Consider the following 23146-nt stretch of genomic DNA (forward strand, 5'->3'; position numbering starts at 1 on the left):
ATATGGAGCTGATCAGATCTATGCACCCACTGAAGGGGAGGGGGGCGGGGCCGAGGCTGCGACACGGCGGCGCCGGGCGGAAAGCCCACCCGTGCGGCGCAACGACGACTGTTCGCGGCCCCCGGCCCCGGCGCGCGCCCAGCGTGCGGCGGGGGCGTACGGACGAGTGAGATCCACCAATCCATGCACACGCCTTCACACGGGCTCATGTGACGCGCGACACTCGCAGGCGCATGAACGTTGCCGCCTCGGGCCCGCGGGTCCGTGAAAGAGAGGGCAAGTCATGTCCGTGCAGGACGACCTGACATCAGTTCAGCGCTGCCTCGACGACCTCGCGAGGTCGGTGGGACGCCTGGAGCAGCAGATCGGTGAGGGGCTGGAGATGCGCCGCGTGCGCACCGACGCCGACCACCTCCGCGAGAGCGTCGCGCTGCTGAGGGAGGCCGCCCCGGGCCTGTCCGCCCCAAGGCGGCCCGACCTCGTCTCCATCCCCGACACGCCCTACGACACCTCCCTGTGGACGGACTCGGACGACGAGGGCCTCGGCTCCCGCGACCGCCGCGCCCCCTGAGTCCGCCACGCCCCCGATCCCGACCGGAGTCATGAGTTGGCCACTGGTACGGAACCCCATCCCAAGAGCGGCGGTGTACGCGCCGGTACACGCGCCGCGATCAGCGCCCCGCACCTGCGGACGGACCGCTGGTGGCTGGCGCCCGCCGTCACCGCGGCCGGACTGCTGGCCTTCATCGTCTACTCGACCTGGCGGGCGTTCGCCGAGACGGACTACTACGCGGCGCCGTACGTCTCGCCGTTCTACTCGCCCTGTCTGGCCGACCGCTGCGAGCCGATGCGCTCCGGGCCCAACGCGGACCTGTTCGGGAGCTGGTGGGGCATCTCCCCCGCCGTCATCATCCTGATCTTCCCGCTCGGCTTCCGGCTGACCTGCTACTACTACCGCAAGGCCTACTACCGCGGCTTCTGGGCGAGCCCGCCGGCCTGCGCGGTCGCCGAGCCGCACAAGAAGTACACCGGTGAGACCCGCTTCCCGCTGGTGTTCCAGAACGTCCACCGGTACTTCTTCTACGCGGCCATCCTCGTCGCCGGGATCCTCACGTACGACACCGTGCTCGCCTTCCGCGACGAGCACTACGAGTGGGGGCACATGGGTCTCGGCACCCTGGTCTTCCTGCTCAACATCGTGCTGATCTGGGCGTACACGCTGTCCTGTCACTCCTGCCGGCACATCGTGGGCGGCAAGCTGAAGCACTTCTCCAGGCATCCCGTGCGCTACCGGATGTGGCAGTGGGTGGGCAGGCTGAACGACCGTCACATGCTGCTCGCCTGGGCGTCGTTGGTGAGTGTGGCGCTCGCCGACTTCTATGTGTATCTCGTCGCCTCCGGCGCCTTCGACGATCCGCGCTTCTTCTAGTGAGTGGGGCCCTGTGATGTCCGTGGTCGACCGGCAGGAGTGGGACGTCGTCGTGGTCGGTGCCGGGGGCGCCGGACTGCGCGCCGCCATCGAGGCACGCGAGCGCGGCGCGCGTACCGCCGTGATCTGCAAGTCCCTGTTCGGCAAGGCCCACACGGTGATGGCCGAGGGCGGGATCGCCGCCGCCATGGGCAACGTCAACTCCGGTGACAACTGGGAGGTCCACTTCCGCGACACCATGAGGGGCGGGAAGTTCCTCAACCAGTGGCGGATGGCCGAGCTGCACGCGCGGGAAGCGCCGGACCGCGTATGGGAGTTGGAGACCTGGGGCGCCCTCTTCGACCGGACGAAGGACGGCCGGATCTCGCAGCGCAACTTCGGCGGGCACGAGTACCCGCGGCTCGCGCACGTCGGCGACCGTACGGGCCTGGAGCTGATCCGCACCCTCCAGCAGAAGATCGTGTCCCTCCAGCAGGAGGACATGAAGGAGACGGGCGACTACGAGAGCCGCCTGAAGGTGTACCAGGAGTGCACCGTCACCCGGATCCTGAAGGACGGTGCCCGCGTCTCCGGGACCTTCTGCTACGAGCGCGAGTCGGGCCGCTTCTTCGTCCTGGAGGCGCCGTCGGTCGTGATCGCCACGGGCGGCATCGGCAAGTCCTTCAAAGTGACGTCGAACTCGTGGGAGTACACGGGCGACGGGCACGCGCTGGCCCTGCTGGCCGGGGCGCCGCTGCTGAACATGGAGTTCGTGCAGTTCCACCCGACGGGCATGGTCTGGCCGCCGTCGGTGAAGGGCATCCTCGTCACCGAGTCGGTGCGCGGCGACGGCGGTGTGCTCAGGAACTCCGACGGGAAACGCTTCATGTTCGACTACATCCCGGACGTCTTCAAGGAGAAGTACGCGCAGTCCGAGGAAGAGGGCGACCGGTGGTACGAGGACCCGGACCACAACCGGCGTCCCCCCGAGCTGCTCCCCCGTGACGAGGTGGCCCGCGCCATCAACTCCGAGGTGAAGGCGGGCCGCGGAACCCCGCACGGCGGCGTCTTCCTGGACGTCTCCACCCGGCTGCCCGCCGAGGCGATCCGGCGCCGACTGCCGTCCATGTACCACCAGTTCAAGGAGCTGGCGGACGTCGACATCACCGCCGAGGCGATGGAGGTCGGCCCGACCTGCCACTACGTCATGGGCGGCATCGCGGTCGAGTCGGACACCGCGGCGGCACGCGGCGTACCCGGTCTGTTCGCCGCCGGTGAGGTGGCCGGCGGTATGCACGGCTCCAACCGGCTCGGCGGCAACTCGCTCTCGGACCTGCTGGTGTTCGGACGCCGGGCGGGCCTGCACGCGGCTCGGTACGCGGCCGAACTCGGTGAGCGGCCCCCGCTGGACGAGATCCAGATCGACACGGCGGCGGCCGAGGCCCTGCGGCCCTTCTCGGCCGAGGGCCCCGAAACCGGGCTGGAGGACGCGGTCCCGGCAGGTGTGGAGGACGCGGTCCCGGCGGGCGTGGAGGACCCTGCCCCGGCGGGCGTGGAGGACGCTGCCCCGGCGGCGGCCCCCCGGACATCCGCCGGACGGCCGCCCGAGAACCCGTACACCCTCCACCAGGAACTCCAGCAGGCGATGAACGACCTGGTCGGCATCATCCGCCGGCAGGAGGAGATGGAGGCGGCCCTGGAGAAGCTCGCGGATCTGCGGGTACGGGCCCGCCGGGCCGGGGTCGAGGGCCACCGTCAGTTCAACCCGGGCTGGCACCTCGCCCTGGACCTGCGCAACATGCTCCTCGTCAGCGAGTGCGTCGCACGGGCCGCCCTGGAGCGTACGGAGTCCCGTGGCGGCCACACCCGCGAGGACCACCCGGCGATGGAGCGCGCCTGGCGCCGCGCCAACCTCCTGTGCCAACTGACCGATCCCACCGGCGGATTGGCGGCCACCGACCCCGTACACGGCCAGATCGAGCTGACCCGCGAGGACACCGAACCCATCCGCCCCGACCTGCTCGCCCTCTTCGACAAGGAGGAGCTGGTCAAGTACCTCGCCGAAGAGGAGCTCTACGAGTGAGCAGCTACGAGGCCCGTTTCAAGGTGTGGCGCGGAGACGTGAAGGGCGGCGGCCTGAAGGACTTCGAGGTCGAGGTCAACGACGGTGAGGTGGTGCTCGACATCATCCACCGGCTCCAGGCGACCCAGGCCTCCGACCTGGCCGTGCGCTGGAACTGCAAGGCGGGCAAGTGCGGTTCGTGTTCGGCCGAGATCAACGGACGGCCGCGGCTGCTGTGCATGACGCGGATGTCGGTGTTCAGCCGGGAGGAGACGATCACCGTCACACCGCTGCGCGCCTTCCCCGTCATCCGGGATCTGGTCACGGACGTCGGCTTCAACTACACGAAGGCGCGCGAGATCCCGTCCTTCGTGCCGCCGGACCTGGAGCCGGGCAAGTACCGGATGCAGCAGGAGGACGTGGACCGTCCGCAGGAGTTCCGCAAGTGCATCGAGTGCTTCCTGTGCCAGGACACCTGCCATGTCGTCCGGGACCACGAGGAGAACAAACCGGCGTTCGCGGGACCGCGGTTCCTGATGCGGGTCGCGGAACTGGACATGCACCCGCTGGACGCCGCCGCCGAGTCCGGCCTGGACCGCAAACGCACGGCCCAGGACGAACACGGCCTTGGTTACTGCAACATCACCAAGTGCTGCACCGAGGTGTGCCCCGAGGGCATCAAGATCACGGACAACGCGCTGATCCCCCTGAAGGAACGGGCCGTCGACCGCAAGTACGACCCTCTCGTGTGGCTCGGGAGCAAGATCAGGCGGCGCACCTGAGGGGTCTCACGCCTCTGCCCGGAGGTAACCGGAGTGGGCCACCTGGCCGAGGAACCTCAGCTTGGTGTCCCTGGTCATGTGCTTCTCGAAGGCCTCTTTGATACCGGGCCACTTGGGGTGACCGAAGTCGTCCAGGACGACGATGCCGCCGGGCGCGACGATCTGCTCGGCCCACTCCAGGTCGGCCGCGACACCGGCGGCGGAGTGGTCGCCGTCGACGATGATCACGCCGTAGGCGCGGTCGGAGACCAGGGCGCGGATCTCGGGGTCCTCGGAGAAGCCCTGCTGGATGCGGGCCGCGGCACCGGCCGCACCGGCCAGCGCCAGGTTGGTGCGCACGGCGGCCTCGCGCACGGGCGTGCCCGTGACGTCGCCGCCCATGGTGGTTCCGGGCTGAAGCTGGAGCCCCGCGAGCGGGTCGACGATCGTCAGGCTCGGGTCGCGGCCGGCGCGCTCCATCATGCGGATCAGGGCCGCGCCGAACATCCCGTACAGGGTGCCGATCTCCAGGATCTCCTCGTTCGGCGGGTCGAGCAGCGGCACGGCGGACAGCTTGCCGACGATGTTCATCGTGCCGCCGGCGATCCGGCCGACCCCGAGCGCCTCCATCGCGATGAGCAGCCGGAACGCCTGGGCGGTGTTGCGCTCGGCGCCCTCCCTGTCCCCGGTCACCTCCGCCAACTCGCTGATCGTGCGGTTGAGATGGGGCGCGGACGGCAGCCGGGACGCGCCGCGCCCGGTGCCGTCGAAGAACAGCTCCAGGGGACGCTGGCGGGCCCGCAGCTTCTTCAGTTCCTGGAGCAGCGCCTCGTCGGCGGCGCCGGCCGGGACCTTCGCCGGGATCTTCCCCGAGGGGGTCCCGACGATACGACGGACCTGGCGCTCTATGCGCTGGTCGATGAGGTCGGCTACGGGACGCAGGACACGCCGGGCAACCCTGCTGGTGAGTAACGCTCGCATCAGTGTGTGACCCTCACGGGGTGGTAGGGGAGGTGGACGGTAGAGCCCTCAGACCCCGTCCACAACCAACAAGGGCCTCCCTACGGGGAAAGCACGGATGACTTCTGGGTGACGGAATGCCCGCGTCACCGCCCGGCCGCTCCGGTCAGGACACCCAGCCCTCCCTGTACGCGGCCCAGTCCGACTCCTCGGCGGCGAAGTCGATGTAGAGCGCGACGCCGAAACGCTCCCGGTCGCGGTCCGTGCGGGAGAGGCCGAGACGGGCGCCGCGGACGGCCGCCCCGGCCGTCTCGGCGTCCTCGTGGTGACTCATGTCGTCGTCGTGGAAGAACGGCAGGCCCATCAGCAGGTCCGTGGACTCCGGGGTGACTTCGAGGGCGAGGGAGGTCTGCTGGGCGACGTAGCCGCCGTACAGGCTCTCCAGCGGAAGCGCGGTGTCGTACGACATGAGGGCGATCTGGTCGACCCGGCGGGCGACCTGGCCGAAGTACTCCTGGGTCCACCACTTGGGGTGGCCGGTGAGGGCACCCCTGACGGAGTTCGCGGCCGGGAACGGGTCGATCTGGTGGGCGGCGACGGAGAGGGCGACGCCGCGGTCCCGGGTGACCGTGTGCAGGGCGTCGAGGAGGGAGAGGTAGTCCTGGTCGTCCGAGTGCAGCGGCTCCAGGTCGAAGTGGACCCCCTCGAAGCCGGCGCCGAGGACCTGTTCGGTGGACCCGACCACTGCGGCCCGTGTCTCCTCTCGCTCCAGCCGCAGCCCTTCCGGGCCCTCACCCGCCAGTACGTCACCGAGCCAGGCCTGCACCCGTACGCCGGGCAACTCGCGGTGCACGGCCCTGATCAGCCACTCCGCCCGCGGGTAGGCCGACACGGGCAACGACCCGTCGTGCTCCAACGGCCCCGCGTGCACGTACAGATCCCGTATCCCGGTGCCCCCCAACCGCCGCGCGAGCGCGGTGACGTCGGCGCCCGTCTTCCGCCCGTCGATCCAGGCATGCCCCAACCACAACGCGTCCCGATCCCTGCTCTGCGTCCCGCCCCCCGGATCCCCCGCATAATTCACCCGCAACGCCACCCCCGCCCCGAGCACCGGCACCACCAACAGAATCACCACCCCGAGAGCGATCCGCCTGGCCCACCGAAGCCGGGGGTGCCGCCAGACCCGCACGATCCGCCGGGCGGGGGCGACTCGACGGCGGGTCTGCCGCGCGTCGGTGCCGGCTTCCGGGTCGGTGCCGGGTTCCGGGTCCACGGCGACTCCGGGCTCCGCGTCGGTGCCGAGTTCCGGGTCGACGGCGACACCGGGCTTCGCGGAGGTGACGGGCTTCTCGTCGGATTCGAGCCCCGCGTCAGGGGCGGGGGCCGGGGCCGAGGCGAGGTCCGGGTCCGAGACAGGGCCCGTGTCCGGGTGGAGGTCCGAGCCCGTGTCCGGGACGGGGGCCGCGCCGGTGTCTGGGACGAGGTCCGGGTCCGGGTCCGGGATGAGCCCCGGGGCCGGGATGAGGTCTGCCCCGGGGTCGGGATCCGCCCCGGCCTCCGGACGGGTCTCAGGGCCCGACGCGGGGCCGGACCGCCGCGGACCGGGCGGTAGACGCTCGCCCTCGGGCTGGTCCGCCCGGCCGGACCCGGGCTCCGTCCCGGCTCCAGAGTCCATGCCCGTCCCGGCGTCGGGAACTGCGTCGGCGTCGAGGTCCGCACGGGGCTCACGGCCGGGCACGGCGGCGGGCGGGCGGTGCTCGTCGTCGGGCCGGTTCGCCCGGTCGGTGTCGGGACGCTTGCCGGTGGGAGGGGTCGCGTCCGAAGTGGGGCGTGCCGGCGGCTCGGATGCCGTCTGTCCCGTGTTCATCCCCGTGCCCCCTCCGGTGTGCCCGCGCATCCTCCGTACCCTAAGCAGCCCCGCGTCGGCGTACCCCGGTCGCGGCGGGGCGCGGGCGGTCATACGCTCCCAAATGTGACGTCGTTCCGGAGTGGAAGCAGGTCGCGCCGCGCGGCGTCGCACATAGCCGTGCGGGGTGCGTACGGGCTGGTCGGAGGCCTGGTGGTGGTGGGGTGGCTGGTGCTGCCGCTCACCGGGAGGGGCGATGATGATCACGATCGGGTGACCGTCTCGCGGGGCACGGAGGCGCTGGCGTCCGAGGCCGCCCCGAGCGAGGACGGGACAGGCAGCGGCGATCTCGTACTGCCGGTCGCCGCGGTGGGCGCGGCAGGCGCGCTGACGGCATACACGTACACCCGGCGCAGACGGCGGGCGAGGACGCGTACGACCCCCGGCGGGGCGGCCCAGGGGCTCGTACCGCTCACCGAACTGGACCGGCGGGCCCAGCGGTCGCTCGTCGGCACCGACGACTGTGTCCGCACCAGCGCGGAGGAACTCGGCTTCGTCACCGGCCTGTTCGGCGAGGAGGAGACGGAGCCGTACACACGGGCACTGGCGACCGCGAGGTCCGAGCTGGCGGCGGCCTTCCGGCTACGGCGGCGCAGGGACGACACGGCGGACACCGACGAGGCCCGGCGCCTGCTGGAGGAGACCGTCACCCGCTGCACGGAGGCCGGTCTCCAACTGGACGCGGCGGCGGCCGGGTTCGACCAGCTGCGCGCCCTGGAGCGGAACACCCCCACCGCACTGGCGTACGCCGAGACCCGCTTCCGGGAACTCGCCGCCCGCACTCCGGCCGCAGAGTCGACGCTCGGCGAACTCCGGGAACGGTTCGCCCCCTCCGCGTCCCTCGCCGTGGCGGGCAACGTCGAACAGGCCAAGGACCGGCTCCTGTTCGCGACGACACGCCTCAACCGGTCACGGCAGTCCCTCGACCGCGGCGACCGGAGCGACCGGAGCGATGGCGCAGTTGACGCAGTTGACGCAGGCACCGTCGACCGCGCCGTCGCGGACCTGCGCGCCGCCGAGGGAGCCATCGCCCAGGCGGCCGTCCTCGTCCACGGCGTCGAACGGCTCGCGGACGAACTGGCCGCCGCGGCACAGCGGTTGCCCGCCGCGCTCGCCGCGCTGGAGACCGGCGTCACCGAGGCGCACGCCCGCCTGGACGGCACGGCCGCCGGTCCGCCCGAGCTGTCCGGCCGGGTCGTACACGCCGAGTCGGTCCTCACCGACGTACGGAACGCGCTGTCGGCCCTCGGCGCCCACGACCCGCTGGACGCGCTGCGCCGGGTGGCCGGGGCGGGGTCGGGTCTCGCCGACGGGCTCCTCGACCACGCCCTGCTCCCGGCGGCCAGTTCGACCGCCATCGCGGCCGACTTCGTCGCCACGCACCGCGGGGCGGTGGGCTGGGAGGCGCGCGCCCGCCTGGCGGAGGCCGAACGGCACCTGGCTCACGACCACGCCGACGCCCCGGCCGCCGAGACCCTGGCCCAGCGGGCGCGGGTCCTCGCCGAACGGGACGTACGGGCGTACGGGCATCCGCTGTCCGAGGGCGGCGGGGCGGGCGGCGCCGTACTCGGAGGCGTCCTGCTGCCTGACGGCGGTCCCGCGAGCTTCGGCGGCCCCCGGACACGGGCCCGGAGGGCACTGCCACCCGACGAACCGGCGCCGTAGGCCAACGCGGCGCCCGGAGCCGACCACCGCCATCAGCTCGGGCCGACCTGAGAACAGGCCCGCGTCAGAACAAGCTCAACAACGCCTCCGCCGGGTCCGCCAGCGTCCCCCCGTCCGGCAGCGGAAGCTCGAACCACACCGTCTTGCCGCGCGGCGTCCGTCGTGAGCCCCACGCGGCCGACAGCAGCCCGACGAGCTGGAGGCCGCGCCCGCCCTCGTCCGTGTCGCGCGCCCGACGGCGCCGAGGCTGCACGAGCCCGGCGTCCCAGACCTCGCACACCAGCGTCCGGTCCAGGAGCAGCCGGAGCCTGATCTCCCCCTCGCCGTACCGCAGGGCGTTGGTGACCAGCTCGCTGACCAGCAGCTCGGTGGTGTCGACGAGCGGCTCCAGGTCCCAGGCGACCAGTTGCGTACGGGCGTACTCCCGGGCCCGGCCGACGCTGCGCGGCTCGCGCGGCAGCGTCCAGTCGCCGACGGAGTCGGTCGGCAGCCCCTGGACCCGTGCCATGAGCAACGCGATGTCGTCCTCGCCGTGGTGCGTGTCGAGGGTGTTCAGGACGTGGTCGCAGACGTCCTCAAGGGGGCTGGAAGGGTCGGTCAGGGCGCCGACGAAGGCCTGGAGTCCCTCATCGAGGGGGTGGTCGCGCGATTCGACCAGTCCATCCGTGTAGAGCGCCAAAAGAGCACCCTCGGGAAGTTCGACCTCGACCTCCTCGAAGGGCTCGCCGCCGACACCCAGCGGCACCCCCGGCGGCACGTCGAGCATCAGCGCGGCCTCCCCCGGCTCCACCAGGACCGGCGGCAGATGCCCGGCGTTGGCGAAGGTGCACCGGCGCGTGACGGAGTCGTAGACCGCGTACACGCAGGTGGCGAGGTAGACCTCGGACAGGTCGGCGTCACGGGGCTGGCGGGCCGCGCGGGTGGCCTGCTGAACGCCGCCCGGCGTACCGAGCCCGCGGGCGATCTCGTCCAACGCGGAGAGCACCTCGGCGGGTTCGAGGTCTAGCAGGGCCAGCGTCCGTACGGCGGTACGCAGTTCGCCCATCGCCACGGCCGCGCGCAGACCGCGCCCCATCACGTCGCCGACGACCAACGCGGTGCGGTGACCGGGGAGTTCGATGACGTCGAACCAGTCGCCGCCGACCTCGGTGGCCGCGTTGCCCGGCAGATACCGGCACGCGATGTCCAGTCCTGAGGCCTCGGGGTCGCCCGGCGGCAGCAGGGACCGCTGAAGGATCAGTGCGCGTTCGTGCTCACGTCGGTACAGACGCGCGTTGTCGATACAGACCGCGGCACGCGCGGCGAGCTCCACCGCGAGGGCCCGGTCGCGGTCCCCGAACGGCTCGCTGCCCTTCGTACGCGAGAACTGCGCCAGGCCCACCACGGTGTCGTGGGCGACCATCGGCACGGCGAGCGTGGACTGGATGAGACCGCCCTCTTCGGCGGGCACGTACTGGGGGCGGCCGGTGCGCAGGGCGTCCGCGCAGCGCGAGCTGAACGGGAAGTGGTGGACGGCGCCGACGGAGACGGGCGCGGGTCCGCCGACGAAGGGCGCGTCGGAGACGGCGCTGGCGAAGGCGACCCGGCGCAGTTCGGCACTGCCGTCGGCGAGCCCCGGCGGGGTCTCGTCGCCCGCCAGGAGGACCTGGTAGAGGTCGACGGTGGCGAGGTCGCAGAAACCGGGCACGACGACGTCGAGGAGTTCGCGGGCGGTGGTCTCCAGATCGAGGGAGTTGCCTATGCGGGCGCCGGCCTCGTTCAGAAGGGCGAGATTGCGCCGCGCGGAGGCGGCTTCGCGGGCGGCGGCTCGGCGGGAGGTGACGTCGGTTCCGAGCCAGGCGATGCCGATGGGGCGCCCGCTGCCGCTGTGCACGCGGTAGAGGTTGACGGACCAGTGGCGGCGCTCCTCGGAGCCCGGCACGAATCCCGTGACGTGCATGTCCGTGACGGAGTCGCCGGTCTCCAGGACACGGCGCAGGGTCGCCGAGAGCCGCTCGGCCTCGGCGCGCGGCAGGTAGTCGTGCACTCCGCGGCCCCGGTGGTCGGCGGGAGTGCCGCCGAAGATCGAAGCGAACCGCTGGTTGGCACGCCGGACCCGGAGGTCGGTGTCGATCAGCAGGAAGCCGAACGGAGATTGACCGAAAATCGCCTGCGAGGCGGCGAGATCGGTCTCGATACGGCGGAGGGTGCGGACGTCCACGACGATGCAGACGGCGGCTCGCTCGCCGTCCTCCGTAGTGGTGGGCATCACATACACCTCGGCGAGGCCCTCGGCACCCTCCTCACCTGCCTCGGTGCGGGGCATCTGGAAGGGGACCACACCGGTCCACTCCCGGCCGTCGAGGATCTCCGCCATCTTCCGCTGCCCGAACTCGCGCCGGTCGGGGGCGACGAACGCCGCGATGGGGTCCATACCGACGGCGTGCTCGGCGGCTATCCCGAAGAGCTGCTCCGCGCGCAGGCTCCACTGGTCGACCAGCCCGTCGGCGCCTATGGAGAACGAGGCCACCTTGATGTAGTCGTAGATCGAACCGGGCGGGCTGCTCTGCCACATACCGTCGCCCGCCGTGTCGCCGCCCGCGTCGCCCATTCCCAAGTCCAGGGCGGACCGGCGCACCACTGAGCCGCCCACGGCGGAGTCGCCCACGCCGTCAGCCCTCGCGCCGCCCGACGGGTCCTCGGACTCCGTGGCCTTCGCTGGTATCTCGCTCACGCGAACCGTCCCCTCCAGCTCACCGCGTCCGGCACCGGTCACCGGGGGCGGCTGACCGCAGTATCCAGTACTACGGCGCCGCACAACACGGTGTTCACGATCACAGCTCGGTCCAGACGCTTTTTGGACCGGCCGCGACATACTCCCAGTCTTCTAACCAGGTGGCACCCCGTCGAATCAAAGACTCCAGCCAACACCAGTGGCCTGAACCAGTAGGTTGTCCACACCCTGGACCGAGGTGCCTCACGCGGGCACCGCCAGCTCGAACCAGACAGTCTTGCCGGAGTCCCCCGGACGCGTGCCCCAGTGCCGGGACGCCCTGGCCACTAGCTGGAGTCCGCGGCCGCCCTCGTCGTCGCTGCCGGCCGAGCGTTCGCGGGGCGGGTCGGGCAGCGGGTCGGAGACCTCCACCAGCAGGACGCCGGAGGCGCCGCCCGGCCGGACGAGCCGTACGCCGATGGGGCCCGTGGCGTGCCGCAGGGAGTTCGTCACCAGCTCGCTGACCAGCAGCGCGGCGATGTCGGCCAGGGAGTCCAGCTCCCAGGCGCGCAGTTGGTCCCGGACCACGGCACGTGCGGCGCGGACGGCACCCGGCTCCGCGGGAAAAGTCCACTCGGTGCAGGCGCCTTCGGTGTCGATCACGCCGATCACTTCCCGGGCGAGGAGCACACCCATGTCCGGTTTCATGGGGTTAATGGGCACATACCCGATATCCTGGATGGTTTACCGCACCTCTTGGCGCACGGTGGCGCGAACGGCGTACGAGCCCCAGGACCCGGGCGTCACGCGCGCCCTCCGATTCCGGCCCCCGGCTCGACACGCCCGCCGCCCGCCTTCCTTCCGCGCCGACCGCGGCAGCCGGACCACCCCCGCGACGGCTCACCCCCGGAGCGGCTCACCCAGGGCGGCACGCCCAGCGCCGGGCAGGCGCACACGGGTCCGGGTCACGCCGACGGGGCCCCGAAGGCCTGCCCGGCGTCCCACATCGTCAGCACCGCCCGCACGGCGGGCACGTCCTGGTCCAGCCACTCCACGTCCCAGATCTCCCCCGGCGTCAGCCAGCGCAGCTCGTCGTGGTCCTGGAGCGGCTTCGGGTCGTCCGAGCCGGGGAGCAGTCGGGCGGTCCACACCTGGAGGACGTACGGCGCCCGGAGGGGCCACTCCCCCGGGACGCGGCCGGAGGGCTCCGCCGTGATGCCGAGCTCCTCACGCAGTTCGCGCGCCAGGGCGCCCTCGGGGGTCTCGCCCGGCTCCACCTTGCCGCCGGGCAGCTCCCAGCGTCCGGCGAGCTCGGGAGGCGCGCTGCGGCGGGCGGCGAGCAGTCGGCCGGCGTCCAGAAGGGCGGCTCCGACGACCACGATCCGTTCGGTCATGCGCCGGAGCCTACGGGAGCGCCCCCGAGCCCCGGCGGGACGCACGCGCGAGCGGTCCGCGATCCGGTCGCCCGCGGGTCACCTGCTTCCGTTCTGCCCGATCCGCTCGACCCAGTAGAGCTGCTTGTGGCCGCGTGCGTCGAGACTGTCGGCGATCTTCTGGGCCTCGGCCCGGGTCGCGTACCTGCCCACGCGGTAGCGGTTGCCGTTGTCGTCCTGCCGGATGACGAGCCAGGGAAGAGTGATCGTGCCGTCGTTCATCGAGCCCCTCCACTTCCCGCCCCGGGCCCCCGCCGCGCCTCGACCTCTGACGAAACCGCAATCCGCATATGCCCGAGCCTACGCCTAACCTTCACGCAGCGAATACGGCTTTTCACAAAGAGGTACGCAACCAGCCAGCAAGCGGACTTGAGTCCGGGGGCGTACGCCGCCGAACGCGCCGTCGAGCTCCGCCTGAGCGCGTCTCAACAGGGCAAAGTCGGTGCGGAGCAGGGAAGTTGAGAAAGGCCAGATTCCAACCGGAGCCAGGCGGGGGCCGCTTCACCTACGGCGGCCCTCGCGCCCTTGTCCCGCGGCTACTTCACCGGCAGGTGATACGCGATGCGGTACCGGTCCGCCGGGACGACGACGTCCGCCGTCTCGACCGGACGCCCCGACGCGAAGAACGTCCGCTGGATGACGACGACCACGTGCCCGGGAACGCCGCCCAGCGCGAGGAGTTCCTCGGCGAGGCCCGGGCGGGCACCCACCTCCTCCGTGACGTTGTCCACGATCACGTCGATGGCCGCCATGCGCTCGACCACGCCCATGCCGCCGAGCGGGCCCTCCTCGGGGAGCATCACCGGCGTACGCCCGGTGACGGCGAGGGGCTCCCAGGAGGTGGAGAGCATCATCGCCTCGCCGCCGTCGCGGTACACGTAGTTCGTGCACATCACGCGGTCGCCCGGCTGGACGGAGAGCCGCTCGGCGATCGCGACGCTCGCCTCCGTCTGCCGGCTGTGGGACTCCCAGGTGCCCCGCACGGAGTCGTCGGCCTGCTCCTGGCGGAACGGGGTCGCGCCACTGTCCGGGCGATAGCCGGAGCGGGCGACGCTGCGCGGCACCGGGCGCTCACGGACGTACGTGCCCGAACCGGAGCGGCCCTCCACCAGGCCCTCGGCCATCAGCACCTTGCGCGCCTCCAGCGCGACCGTGTCCGAGACGCCGTACTCCTCGCGGATCCTGGCCTGTGACGGGAGGCGGGTGTGCGGTGGCAGTGAACCGTCGACGATCTTCTGGCGGAGATCACCCGCGACGCGCAGATACGCCGGCTGCTCACCGAAAGTCACTGGCCGCTCCCATCAGGTTGTACAGACAGCTACAGCCTGGCAACCGTGGGTTGTGCCATGCAAGCAAAGGCCAAAGAATCACTCGATGTGATGACTTGTACCCGCCGAGGGCTTTACCCAGGCACTTTCTCCCCGGTATAGCCGCCGTCACACCTCCAGCCCGGTGTCATCTCCGCCGTCGTCCCCCGAACCGTCGTCCCCTCCGTACGTAGGCGGGTCGGTGGCGAGGCCCAGAGCCTCGCGGGCGGTGACCGTCTGCTGGGGGTCGGTGAGGTCCAGCCCCTTCTCGTAGTGGAGGTAGAAGGCGTCCACGTCGGCCGCGTCCGCCGCCTTCGTCCACTCCGCCCGCGCCGACTCCAGGTCCTTCACGAGGGCGGTCACGGGTGCGGCCGCGTCCGGGGCGAAGGTGTGGTCGCGGAGCCTGCCCGCCTGCTCGGTGAGCGCGTCCGCCACCCTGGACGCCCACTGCTTGTGGCCCGGCAGGTCGTCCTCGACGTACTCCGTGTCGGGCTCGGTGTCCATCGCCGCGTTGAGGACCTGCGCCGCCGACAGGTAGATGAACTGGTCCGCGTCGAGCGTCTTGGCGTCCCTGCGCAGCGAGCCGGTCAGACCGGCCGTCGCGTCCGTGTTCCCGAAGACGCAGGTGATCTCACGGTCGCCGAGCCGCCAGCTCTGCCGGGTCGGCGTGAAGTAGTAGAGGTCGACGTCGTCCGGCACGGCCCAGCTGTCCATCGCGTAGGCGTCCTGGAGCGTGTAGCACCTCTCGTCGGCCGTGTCCGCGACCGCGCCGTCTCCGGGATAACTCCCGCCGCTCATGATGAAGTTGGCGTACACCTCACCCTGGTGCTCACCCGCGCACGGCACCTTGTCGACGTCGTACGTCACGCCCTCCAGCGAACCGCCCGGCACGTCGAAGCAGTCGCCCTTGACGAGGGAGAAGGTGCTGCCGCCGGAGTCGTTCGCCGCCTCCTTGAAGCCGTCCCAGAAGTCGTGCGCGCCGCCCGTGGCGACCGCGAGCAGCGCCAGCACGAGGCCGAGGGAGGACAGCACCATGCCCCCGATCGCCATCTCCTTGCCGCGCTCGCCCTTCTTCCTGATCTGCACCAGCGCGAGGATCCCGAGCAGCAGCCCGACGGCGGGCAGGAAACAGAGGAAGCCGAGCACGAGCGCGGAGATCGCCAGCCCGTTGACGGGCGCGGGGCTGTTCTGCGGGGAGTAGCCGTAGCCCCAGGGCTGGTACTGCTGAGGGAACGGCTGCTGGAACTGCTGTTGCTGGTACGGCTGTTGCTGGTACGGGCCTTGCGTGTTCGGAGGCGGGTACTGGCCCTCGGGCTGCTGGGGGCCGGGCGGCGGGGGTATGGCCACGAGTACCTTGCTCCTAGTCCGGGCGGGGCGGAAAAGGACGTACGAACTCCCGTACGAGCTGCCCCACGACTCGGCGAATCGTAGACGTGGCGAGGGCGGACGGCGGAACGCGGGGCACGAACGCGACCATCCGGGCGCTCCAGGGCCCCACCCGGTCCCTTCCCGCCCGCACGTCATGCCTCGTCCTCGCGGCGGGCCGGGTCCGGGACCCGAGGCCGCACCGCGAGGACGAGTGGTCGACCACGCCGACCGGGATTCATGAGCGGGGGTTCATGTGTTCCTACTCGTGGACCCCGACCCGGTGTTCACCGCCCGGGACTCAGAACTGCAGGGCCCAGGAGTCGATGCGGCCCACGTCCTGCGCCGCGTTGTCGCTGACTCGCAGCTTCCACACTCCGTTGGCGGCCTCCGAGGAGGCGTTCACGGAGTACGTGGTGTTGATGTTGTCGGTGCTGCCGCCGGTGCTGTACGCCTTGAGCGTGTACGCCGTGCCGTCGGGTGCGATCAACTGGACCTGGAGATCGCCGATGTAGGTGTGGACGATGGCCACCGGCACACTCAGCGCCGCCGGTGCGTTGCCGGTGACACCGCTCACCGTGACCGGGGACTCCACGGTGGTGTTGTCGGCGACCGCGTAGTCCGCGGTGTTCTCGAAGCGCGGACCGGGCGGCGTCACGGTGCCGCCGGCGACGTTGAGCAGCCGGTTCGGCGAGCCCGTGCCGGGGTTGGTGACCACGCCGGTGGACGAGGCGTTGATCAGGCCCGTCGCCACCTGCGCGGGCGTGGCCGAGGGGTTGATGCCGAGGTAGACCGCCGCGGCGCCCGCCACGTGCGGTGTCGCCATCGACGTACCGGAGATGGTGTTGGTCGCCGAGTCGCTGGTGTTCCACGTCGAGGTGATCGAGGAACCCGGGGCGAAGATGTCCAGCACGGAACCGTAGTTGGAGAAGCTGGAGCGGGCGTCGGTCGAGGTGGTCGAGCCGACGGTGATGGCCTCGGTGACGCGGGCCGGGGAGTAACTCGACGCGTTGGCACCGTCGTTGCCCGCCGCGACGGCGAAGGTGACCCCGGACGCGATCGCGCCCCGGACGGCCGCGTCGAGCGTGCTGTCCGCGCCGCCGCCGAGCGACATGTTGGCGACGGCCGGCTTGACCGCGTTCGCGGCGACCCAGTCGATGCCCGCGACGACTCCGGCGGTCGTGCCCGAGCCCGCGTTGTTGAGGACGCGGACGCCGACGATCCTCGCCTTCTTCGCGACGCCGTACGCGGTTCCGGCGACCGTGCCCGCGACGTGCGTGCCGTGGCCGTTGCCGTCCTGCGCGGTGTTGTCGTTGTCGACGGCGTCGTAGCCGTAGGAGGCACGGCCGCCGAAGTCGCCGTGCGTGATGCGGACGCCGGTGTCGATGATGTACGCAGTCACGCCCGTCCCGGCCGAATCCGGGTAGGTGTAGCTGTTGTTGAGCGGCAGGGTCTTCTGGTCGATGCGGTCCAGGCCCCAGGAGGGCGGGCTGGGCTGGGTCGCGTTGATGCGGAAGGTGCGGTTCTGGACGACCGAGGCGACGGCCGGGTCGGCGGCGAACCGCCCAGCCTCCGCCGCGGTGGCCTCGACCGCGTAGCCGTTGATGGCCTTCTTGTACGTCCGCTCGATCGTGGCCCCGTACTCCTCGGCCAGGGCCTTGCCCTCGGCGGAACCGGCCTTCGCGGCGTCCGCCTTCAGGGTGACGAGGTAACTGTCGGCGACCGCGTTGGCGGCGCCCGCGTACTGGATCTGTCCTACTCGCTCCGGTGCCGCGTTCGCGGGAAGGGCGGAGACGACTCCGAGGACGAGGGCGGCGCTCGCTATGCCGGCCAGTCTTCGGCGGGTGTGACGCATCACTGCCATCTGAGGGATCCTCCTCAATCGGTGGTGCGCTGGTGGGGGGTGGTGCAACGCAAACAGAGCAGGTTCATGCCAACTCGTGGGGCGAATGACCACACGTGCGAACCCTGTCCGAGGCCTGTGCAGAACCTGTGCGTCAGCCGAAAGATTGGGGCTTCCACAGGAATTGCACAAGAGTCCTGCGTGGACGTAACACAGGTGCCATATGCCAGTCATGACACAACGTCACCAAACAGCGCATCTAACCTGCGAACATGACACCTTTGCCGGATTGTTTCTGCCCGGTGGACGGCACCCGCGTGCCCGCCGGTTCGCTCGCCTGGTGCTGCCCGGCCTGCCGCGGCCCGCTCGACCTGGACTTCGCACCGACCCCGGCGGGCCTCAAGTCCCTCACCGGACGGGTCAATTCACTCTGGCGCTACACGGAGTGCCTGCCGCTGACGGCGCCCACCCTCAGCCTCGGCGAGGGCCGCACCCCGCTGGTCCCGCTCCGGGACCACGTCTTCGCCAAGCTCGACTTCCTGACGCCGACGCTGTCGTTCAAGGACCGCGGCGCCGTCATGCTGGCCGAACTGGCCCTGCGCCTTGGAGCCCGGCAGGTGCTCGCGGACAGCAGCGGCAACGCGGGCACGGCGATCGCCGCGTACTGCGCGCGCGCCGCGCTGCCGTGCACCGTGTACGTGCCCGAGGGCACGTCGCCGAAGAAGCTGGAGCAGATCGGGGCGCACGGCGCGCGGGTGCGGGTGGTCGACGGCGACCGTGAGGCCACGGCGGCCGCCACGCGGGAGGCGGCCGACGAGGAGGGCGTGTTCTACGCCTCGCACGTCTTCAACCCGTACTTCCTGGCCGGTACCAAGACCTACGTCCACGAACTCTGGGAGGACCTGGGCGGGCGCCTCCCCGAGGTCCTCGTCGTCCCCGTCGGCAACGGCACCCTGCTGCTGGGCGCCGCCCTCGCCGTCGCCGAACTCCACTCGGCGGGCCTGATCGACCGCCGCCCGGCCCTCTACGCGGTCCAGGCCGCCGCGGTCGCCCCGCTGGCCGAGGCCTGGCGGGCGGGCGCCGACGACCTGCTCGGGGTGACCCCGGCGGCCCCCACCTTCGCCGAGGGCATCGCGATCCCGCGCCCGCCGCGCGCCCGCCAGATCCTGCGCGCGGTACGGGACTCCGGAGGCGCCTTCCTGACGGTGACCGAGGACCAGATCCGGCACGCGCAGACGGACCTGGCGTCCCAGGGGTTGTACGTGGAGTCGACGGGGGTGGCGTGCTGGGCGGCTGTCCGGGAAGGGGCGCTGGGCGAGCGGTCGGCGGTGGTGCCTCTGTGCGGGGCGGGGGTGAAGACGGGGCTGGCGCGCCGGCCGTAACGCCCTGGCCGTAAGGCCCTGGCCGGTGCGTCAGGCAGTGCCTTCCGGCCCGCCCGGACCCTCCGGCCACTCCGGACCTCCTGGACCTCCCGGAGCTCCCGGGCCTCCTGGACCTCCTGGATCCTCCGGACCGCCCGGACCGGTCCGGACTCTTCGCACCGCCCGGCCCCTCCGGACCTCCCGGACCTCCCGGACCTCCCGGACCTCCCGGACCTCCCGGACCTCCCGGATCCTCCGGACCGCCCGGACCCTCCGGACCACCCGGACCCTCCGCACCGCCCCTCCGCACCGCCCGGACCCTCCGCATCCTCACGCACCGCCCGCACCCTCCGGCTTCCGCGGCGCGTCCGGGCTCTCAGGTATCTCCCCCGACCTGGGGATCCCCGCGGCGCCGGTCGCCAGCCGCTGCTGTTCCTCCTCGACGATCCTGCGGGCGAGGCCGCTGTCCGAGACGTCGACGGCGTCCGGGGTGTGTTCGGCGGTGTCGCTGCGGCGGGCGTAGGCGTCGAAGAGGCGGGTCTTGTTCTCCAGGATGTCCAGGAGCCGCTGGTCGACGCTGTCGGTGGCGAGGAGGCGGTGGACCTGGACGGGGCGGACCTGGCCCATCCGGTGGGCGCGGGCCACCGCCTGATGCTCCATGGTCGGCTTGACCTGCGGCTCGCAGAGAATGACCACGGAGGCCGCCTGGAGGTTGAGGCCGACACCGCCGGCCTGGATCTGGCAGAGCAGCACCGCGTGTCCCGCGGCGGCCGTGAAGTCGTCCACCATCCGCTGTCTGCGCACGGCGGGAACGGCGCCGGAGATCGGGCCGAACACCCCGTCCCCCAGGGCCTGTTCGACGGTGTCGAGGACATCCTTGAAGTAGGAGAACACGACGACCTTCAGACCGTTCTCCGCCGCCTCCGCGACCAGCTCACGCAGCCGTTGCAGCTTCGCCGAACTCGCCGCGCCGGCGTACCCGGCGCGGCGCATCGCCATGAAGTTCCCCTCCTCGACGGCCCTGCGGTACGCGGCCCGGTCCGCCGCCCCGAACTCCTCCCACTCGTCGACCTTGAGGAGGGCGGGCAGTTCGGTGAGGACATCGCCCTGGTTGCGGCGCAGATACGCGGGGGCGACGGACCTGCGGAAGGCGTGCGGGCCCGCCGCCGCGCTGCCGTTGTGGATGGCGGGGAGAAGTCCGGGCTGGAGGTAGCGGACGAGGGTGCGGAACTCCTCGACGCGGTTCTCCATGGGCGTGCCCGTGAGGAAGAGGACGCGGTCGCAGTGCCCGGTCCAGGCCGCGACCGCCCTGGAGCGGCGGGTGTCGGGGTTCTTCACGTAGTGCGCCTCGTCGACGACGAGCATCCCCGGTTTCCCGCCCGGCAGCTCCCTGGCGCCCACGGCACCCGCGGCCGTCTCCAAGCCCTCGGCCCTCGTGACCCCCTTGACCCCTCTGGCCGCCTTGGCGCCCCTGCCCGGCCTGCCTCCCCTGTTCCCCCTGAGCCCCTTGGCCCCTCGCGCGTCCTGGGCGGGCGCGGGCTCGGGCAGGCTGTGCAGCACGTCGTACGTGGTGATCGCGACGCCTCCGCGCTCCCACCACTCCTCGTACGCGTCGAGCCGCTCGGAGCCGTGCACCGGCAGGGCCCGCAGGGTGCTGCGCGCGCCGATCTCACGCGTCCAGTTGATCAGCACGCTGGCGGGGCAGACGACCAGGAAGTGGCTGTGCCCGGCCGCCGCGAGATGCGCGAGCACCGCGATGGCCTGCACGGTCTTGCCGAGACCCATCTCGTCGCCGAGGACGACCCGCCGCTGGGCCAGCGCGAAGCGGGCGCCGAAGTCCTGGTAGCCGCGCAGCGAGACCCGCCGGTGCGTGTCGTCGAGCTCCTGGGCGTGCACCCGCTCGGCGACCTCCGACGGCAGGAACCCCTCGGAGGCCTCGACGTCCGGGCGCCGCCGCGAGACCTCGGCGAGCTGGCTGTAGTACTCCGTGGAACGCAGCTCGAAGTCGACCCACGCCTCGATGTCGGAGGCCGGTTCGCGCAGCAGGTCCGTCGACGCCTGGGCAAGCAGCAGCCGTACGTCTTTGGCGGCGGCGCCGGTGGTCAGCTCGCGCAGCTCCACGAGGGCCGCCAGCGCGCGCTCGCGCGTGTGCCGCCCCGCGAGCGCCATCCGCAGCCGCCCCGCGGCGGGCCGGGCCGCCGTCAGCAGCGTGCCGAGCCGCTCGTCGAGCCGGGTGGCCGCGTCCACGGCCCGGCGCAGCTCCGGACCGGCCTCGACGAGGGTGCGCAGGGCGATGACCAGGGCGGTCGTCAAGGGCTCGGGACGGTCGACGTCGATCCGCACGGAGACGGTCTCCTCCACCGCCCGCGCGATCTGCCGCGCGGCGGCGAGCGCCCGGTCCGCGGTCTGCTCGCCCACTCCGGGCAACTGCCGCAACTCGTACCGGCTCTTCCCGTACACCGCCCGCACCGACTCGAGCCCGGCCGCCTCCAGGGCGCCGAGCCGCAGCCGTCCCTCGGTGACGTCCTTCAGCCGCGAGACGGGGATGGAGTCGAGCTCCCCGCCGACCAGCTCGGCGTGGATCGGTACCAGAGCGGACCGCACCGCCTCCAGCGCCCGCGCTTGATCGGTGAGCAGGGCCCGCGCGGCCCCGTACAACCGCGCGCCCGCCGTGACCAACTCCCGGGCGCCGCGCCCGACCGGCGGAGCCTGGCCGCCGCTCCCGGGCACCCCGGCTCTCCCCGGCCCCGCCGGAGTCCCGCTCCTCTCGACACCCGCCATGACGCCCCTCATGTGCCATCCGCCCCGATGCGCGCATCCTTCCACGGGGGTCTGACAGTCACGGTTCCCGGACCGCCGGACAACCGGACAGCCGCGCGGGCGGCCTGGCGCCGCGCGGGAACCGACGCCGCGCGCAACGGTGACGGGTCCCCGGGATCCCGCGTGGCGCCGAACGAGTGGACTCGCGCAAGCGCGTACCGGACGGAGACCCCCATCCGGGGGCCGGATGGTGACGTTGCCGTCCGAGCCCCTGACCTGGAAGAAGCGCCCCGACATGCGACGTACCCCCACCCGCCGTCTGTTCGCCGCGGCCCTGCTCGCGGCGGCCGTGCTGGCCCCGATGACAGCGATTCCCGCGGCGGCGAACCACACCGCGGCCATCGACCGCTGCGACAAGGACGAGTGCCGGCCAGGCGGTCTCGGCCCCGAGCTGACCGCCCGCTTGGACAAGGCCGTCGAGAAAGTCCGCAAGGAGGCAGGCATCCCCGGCGTCGTCGTCGGACTGTGGATGCCCGGCAAGGGAAACTACGTCCGCGCGAGCGGGGTCGCCGACACCGCCACCGGCGAGCCGATGACCACCAGTCCCTTCGTGCGGATCGGCAGCGAGACCAAGACCTTCACGGTCACCGCGCAGCTCAAGCTCGTCGACGACAAGCGGATCCGGCTGGACGACCCGATCGCCAAGTACATCCAGGGCGTGCCCAACGGGCGCCGGATCACCCTGCGTCACCTCGCCGAGATGCGCAGCGGCCTGTTCCCGTACAGCTCCGACCCGGACTTCGTGCACGACCTGCTGAGCGACCCGCAGCGCCCGTTCACCCCGCGGGAGTTGCTCGCGTACGGCTTCAAGCACCCCAACACCTTCGCGCCGGGAAAGCAGTTCGAGTACAACAACAGCAACCTCATCCTGCTCGGCCTGGTGATCGAGAAGGTCACCGGTCACCGCCTCGCCGATGTCATCGACAAGGGGGTGCTCCACCCGGCCGGCCTGCACCGCACGCTGTTCCCGGAGGGCTCGGAGTTCCCCGAGCCGCACCCGCGCGGCTACACCAACCAGACGCTGAGCGGCGAGGTCACCGACTCCACGGACTGGAACCCCAGTTGGGCCTGGGCGGCCGGGGCGATGATCTCGGACCTGCACGACCTGCGCCGCTGGGCGAAGATCGTCGCCACCGGGACGCTGCTGAGCCCCGAGACCCAGCGGCAACGGCTCAAGATGCTGCCGACCGGCCACCCCGGCACGAGCTACGGCCTCGGCATCTTCGAGTCCGACGGCTGGATCGGGCACAACGGCTCGATCCCCGGATACGAGACCGTGACCGTGTACCTGCCCTCCAAGAAGGCCACCCTGGTGCTCATGCTGAACACCGACATCACCTACGAGGGCCAGGAGCCGTCCTCGCTCGTCGCCCGCGCGATCACCGAGATCGTGACCCCGGACAACATCTACGACCGCCCGGTGGCCACGCCAGGCGTCGGCCGCTGATGCCGTAGACCTTCCGGACCCGCACCCACCCCCACATCCGCAACCCACACAGGCACAGGCACAGGCCAGGGGCCGACCCGCGATCGGGTCGGCCCCTGGCCTGTGTGAAGCCGTCC

The 23146-nt window shown here is 71.8% G+C and carries 17 protein-coding genes; 7 read left to right on the forward strand and 10 right to left on the reverse strand.

The window, feature by feature from the left end:
• Positions 1-283 precede the first annotated feature (283 nt).
• The 4 genes from ACIP79_RS09995 to ACIP79_RS10010 are packed head-to-tail and all read left to right on the forward strand — an operon-like array spanning position 284 to position 4252.
• Positions 284-571, forward strand: coding sequence for a hypothetical protein (locus tag ACIP79_RS09995; RefSeq protein ID WP_383680268.1), 288 nt, complete (start codon positions 284-286; stop codon positions 569-571).
• A 36-nt stretch (positions 572-607) separates the two neighbouring features.
• The gene (locus ACIP79_RS10000; protein WP_383680267.1) at positions 608-1429 is read left to right on the forward strand and encodes a hypothetical protein; all 822 of its coding nucleotides are present in this window, start codon (positions 608-610) and stop codon (positions 1427-1429) included.
• 16 nt (positions 1430-1445) lie between these two features.
• The gene (locus ACIP79_RS10005; RefSeq protein ID WP_401221659.1) at positions 1446-3491 is read left to right on the forward strand and encodes a fumarate reductase/succinate dehydrogenase flavoprotein subunit; all 2046 of its coding nucleotides are present in this window, start codon (positions 1446-1448) and stop codon (positions 3489-3491) included.
• Complete coding sequence (locus tag ACIP79_RS10010; RefSeq protein ID WP_401221661.1) at positions 3488-4252, forward strand: succinate dehydrogenase/fumarate reductase iron-sulfur subunit; 765 nt, start codon at positions 3488-3490, stop codon at positions 4250-4252. Before ACIP79_RS10005 ends, ACIP79_RS10010 begins: the two co-directional genes overlap by 4 nt.
• A gap of 6 nt (positions 4253-4258) precedes the next feature.
• On the opposite strand, the gene ACIP79_RS10015 is transcribed toward ACIP79_RS10010, so the two are convergent.
• Entirely contained in the window at positions 4259-5212 is a 954-nt protein-coding gene (locus tag ACIP79_RS10015; protein WP_401221664.1) for a class I SAM-dependent methyltransferase, read from the reverse strand.
• A 145-nt stretch (positions 5213-5357) separates the two neighbouring features.
• On the reverse strand, positions 5358-6464 hold the full coding sequence (locus ACIP79_RS10020) for a hypothetical protein (protein WP_401222108.1): 1107 nt from the start codon (positions 6462-6464) through the stop codon (positions 5358-5360).
• A gap of 699 nt (positions 6465-7163) precedes the next feature.
• Between ACIP79_RS10020 and ACIP79_RS10025 the strand changes: the two genes are divergently transcribed.
• On the forward strand, positions 7164-8762 hold the full coding sequence (locus ACIP79_RS10025; protein WP_401221667.1) for a hypothetical protein: 1599 nt from the start codon (positions 7164-7166) through the stop codon (positions 8760-8762).
• Positions 8763-8826: 64 nt separating this feature from the next.
• Here ACIP79_RS10025 and ACIP79_RS10030 read toward each other — a convergent pair whose 3' ends face one another.
• The 7 genes from ACIP79_RS10030 to ACIP79_RS10060 all read right to left on the reverse strand — a co-directional run bounded on the left by ACIP79_RS10030 (position 8827) and on the right by ACIP79_RS10060 (position 17423).
• Positions 8827-11475 carry a SpoIIE family protein phosphatase gene (locus ACIP79_RS10030; protein WP_401221670.1) on the reverse strand — a complete coding sequence of 883 codons (2649 nt, stop codon included), beginning with the start codon at positions 11473-11475 and terminating at the stop codon, positions 8827-8829.
• A gap of 243 nt (positions 11476-11718) precedes the next feature.
• A complete protein-coding gene (locus ACIP79_RS10035; protein ID WP_401221673.1) occupies positions 11719-12162 on the reverse strand; it encodes an ATP-binding protein in 444 nt (147 codons plus the stop codon).
• Positions 12163-12419: 257 nt separating this feature from the next.
• Entirely contained in the window at positions 12420-12848 is a 429-nt protein-coding gene (locus tag ACIP79_RS10040; protein WP_401221675.1) for a (deoxy)nucleoside triphosphate pyrophosphohydrolase, read from the reverse strand.
• A 78-nt stretch (positions 12849-12926) separates the two neighbouring features.
• Complete coding sequence (locus tag ACIP79_RS10045) at positions 12927-13109, reverse strand: SPOR domain-containing protein (protein ID WP_366696693.1); 183 nt, start codon at positions 13107-13109, stop codon at positions 12927-12929.
• Between the two features lie 314 nt (positions 13110-13423).
• A complete protein-coding gene (locus ACIP79_RS10050; RefSeq protein ID WP_401221678.1) occupies positions 13424-14176 on the reverse strand; it encodes a GntR family transcriptional regulator in 753 nt (250 codons plus the stop codon).
• Positions 14177-14323: 147 nt separating this feature from the next.
• Positions 14324-15541, reverse strand: a complete 1218-nt coding sequence (locus ACIP79_RS10055; RefSeq protein WP_401221681.1) for a DUF4190 domain-containing protein — start codon at positions 15539-15541, stop codon at positions 14324-14326.
• A 319-nt stretch (positions 15542-15860) separates the two neighbouring features.
• A complete protein-coding gene (locus tag ACIP79_RS10060) occupies positions 15861-17423 on the reverse strand; it encodes a S8 family peptidase (protein ID WP_401221684.1) in 1563 nt (520 codons plus the stop codon).
• A gap of 251 nt (positions 17424-17674) precedes the next feature.
• On the opposite strand from ACIP79_RS10060, the gene ACIP79_RS10065 reads away from it, so the two are divergent.
• On the forward strand, positions 17675-18784 hold the full coding sequence (locus ACIP79_RS10065) for a pyridoxal-phosphate dependent enzyme (RefSeq protein WP_401221686.1): 1110 nt from the start codon (positions 17675-17677) through the stop codon (positions 18782-18784).
• Between the two features lie 309 nt (positions 18785-19093).
• Here ACIP79_RS10065 and ACIP79_RS10070 read toward each other — a convergent pair whose 3' ends face one another.
• Positions 19094-21544, reverse strand: coding sequence for a DEAD/DEAH box helicase (locus tag ACIP79_RS10070; RefSeq protein ID WP_401221689.1), 2451 nt, complete (start codon positions 21542-21544; stop codon positions 19094-19096).
• A gap of 274 nt (positions 21545-21818) precedes the next feature.
• Here ACIP79_RS10070 and ACIP79_RS10075 point away from each other — a divergent pair, with 274 nt between their 5' ends.
• Complete coding sequence (locus ACIP79_RS10075; protein ID WP_401221692.1) at positions 21819-23030, forward strand: serine hydrolase domain-containing protein; 1212 nt, start codon at positions 21819-21821, stop codon at positions 23028-23030.
• Positions 23031-23146 lie beyond the last annotated feature (116 nt).

Source organism: Streptomyces sp. NPDC088747 (assembly GCF_044751025.1).
GTDB lineage: Bacteria > Actinomycetota > Actinomycetes > Streptomycetales > Streptomycetaceae > Streptomyces.

Excerpts from the sequence above, each read along its gene's own strand:
- ACIP79_RS09995 (WP_383680268.1), top strand. The coding sequence starts at position 284 with ATGTCCGTGCAGGACGACCTGACATCAGTTCAGCGCTGCCTCGACGAC.
- ACIP79_RS10005 (WP_401221659.1), top strand. The coding sequence starts at position 1,446 with ATGTCCGTGGTCGACCGGCAGGAGTGGGACGTCGTCGTGGTCGGTGCC.
- ACIP79_RS10015 (WP_401221664.1), bottom strand. The coding sequence starts at position 5,212 with ATGCGAGCGTTACTCACCAGCAGGGTTGCCCGGCGTGTCCTGCGTCCC.
- ACIP79_RS10035 (WP_401221673.1), bottom strand. The coding sequence starts at position 12,162 with ATGAAACCGGACATGGGTGTGCTCCTCGCCCGGGAAGTGATCGGCGTG.
- ACIP79_RS10040 (WP_401221675.1), bottom strand. The coding sequence starts at position 12,848 with ATGACCGAACGGATCGTGGTCGTCGGAGCCGCCCTTCTGGACGCCGGC.
- ACIP79_RS10045 (WP_366696693.1), bottom strand. The coding sequence starts at position 13,109 with ATGAACGACGGCACGATCACTCTTCCCTGGCTCGTCATCCGGCAGGAC.
- ACIP79_RS10060 (WP_401221684.1), bottom strand. The coding sequence starts at position 17,423 with ATGGCAGTGATGCGTCACACCCGCCGAAGACTGGCCGGCATAGCGAGC.
- ACIP79_RS10065 (WP_401221686.1), top strand. The coding sequence starts at position 17,675 with ATGACACCTTTGCCGGATTGTTTCTGCCCGGTGGACGGCACCCGCGTG.
- ACIP79_RS10070 (WP_401221689.1), bottom strand. The coding sequence starts at position 21,544 with ATGGCGGGTGTCGAGAGGAGCGGGACTCCGGCGGGGCCGGGGAGAGCC.
- ACIP79_RS10075 (WP_401221692.1), top strand. The coding sequence starts at position 21,819 with ATGCGACGTACCCCCACCCGCCGTCTGTTCGCCGCGGCCCTGCTCGCG.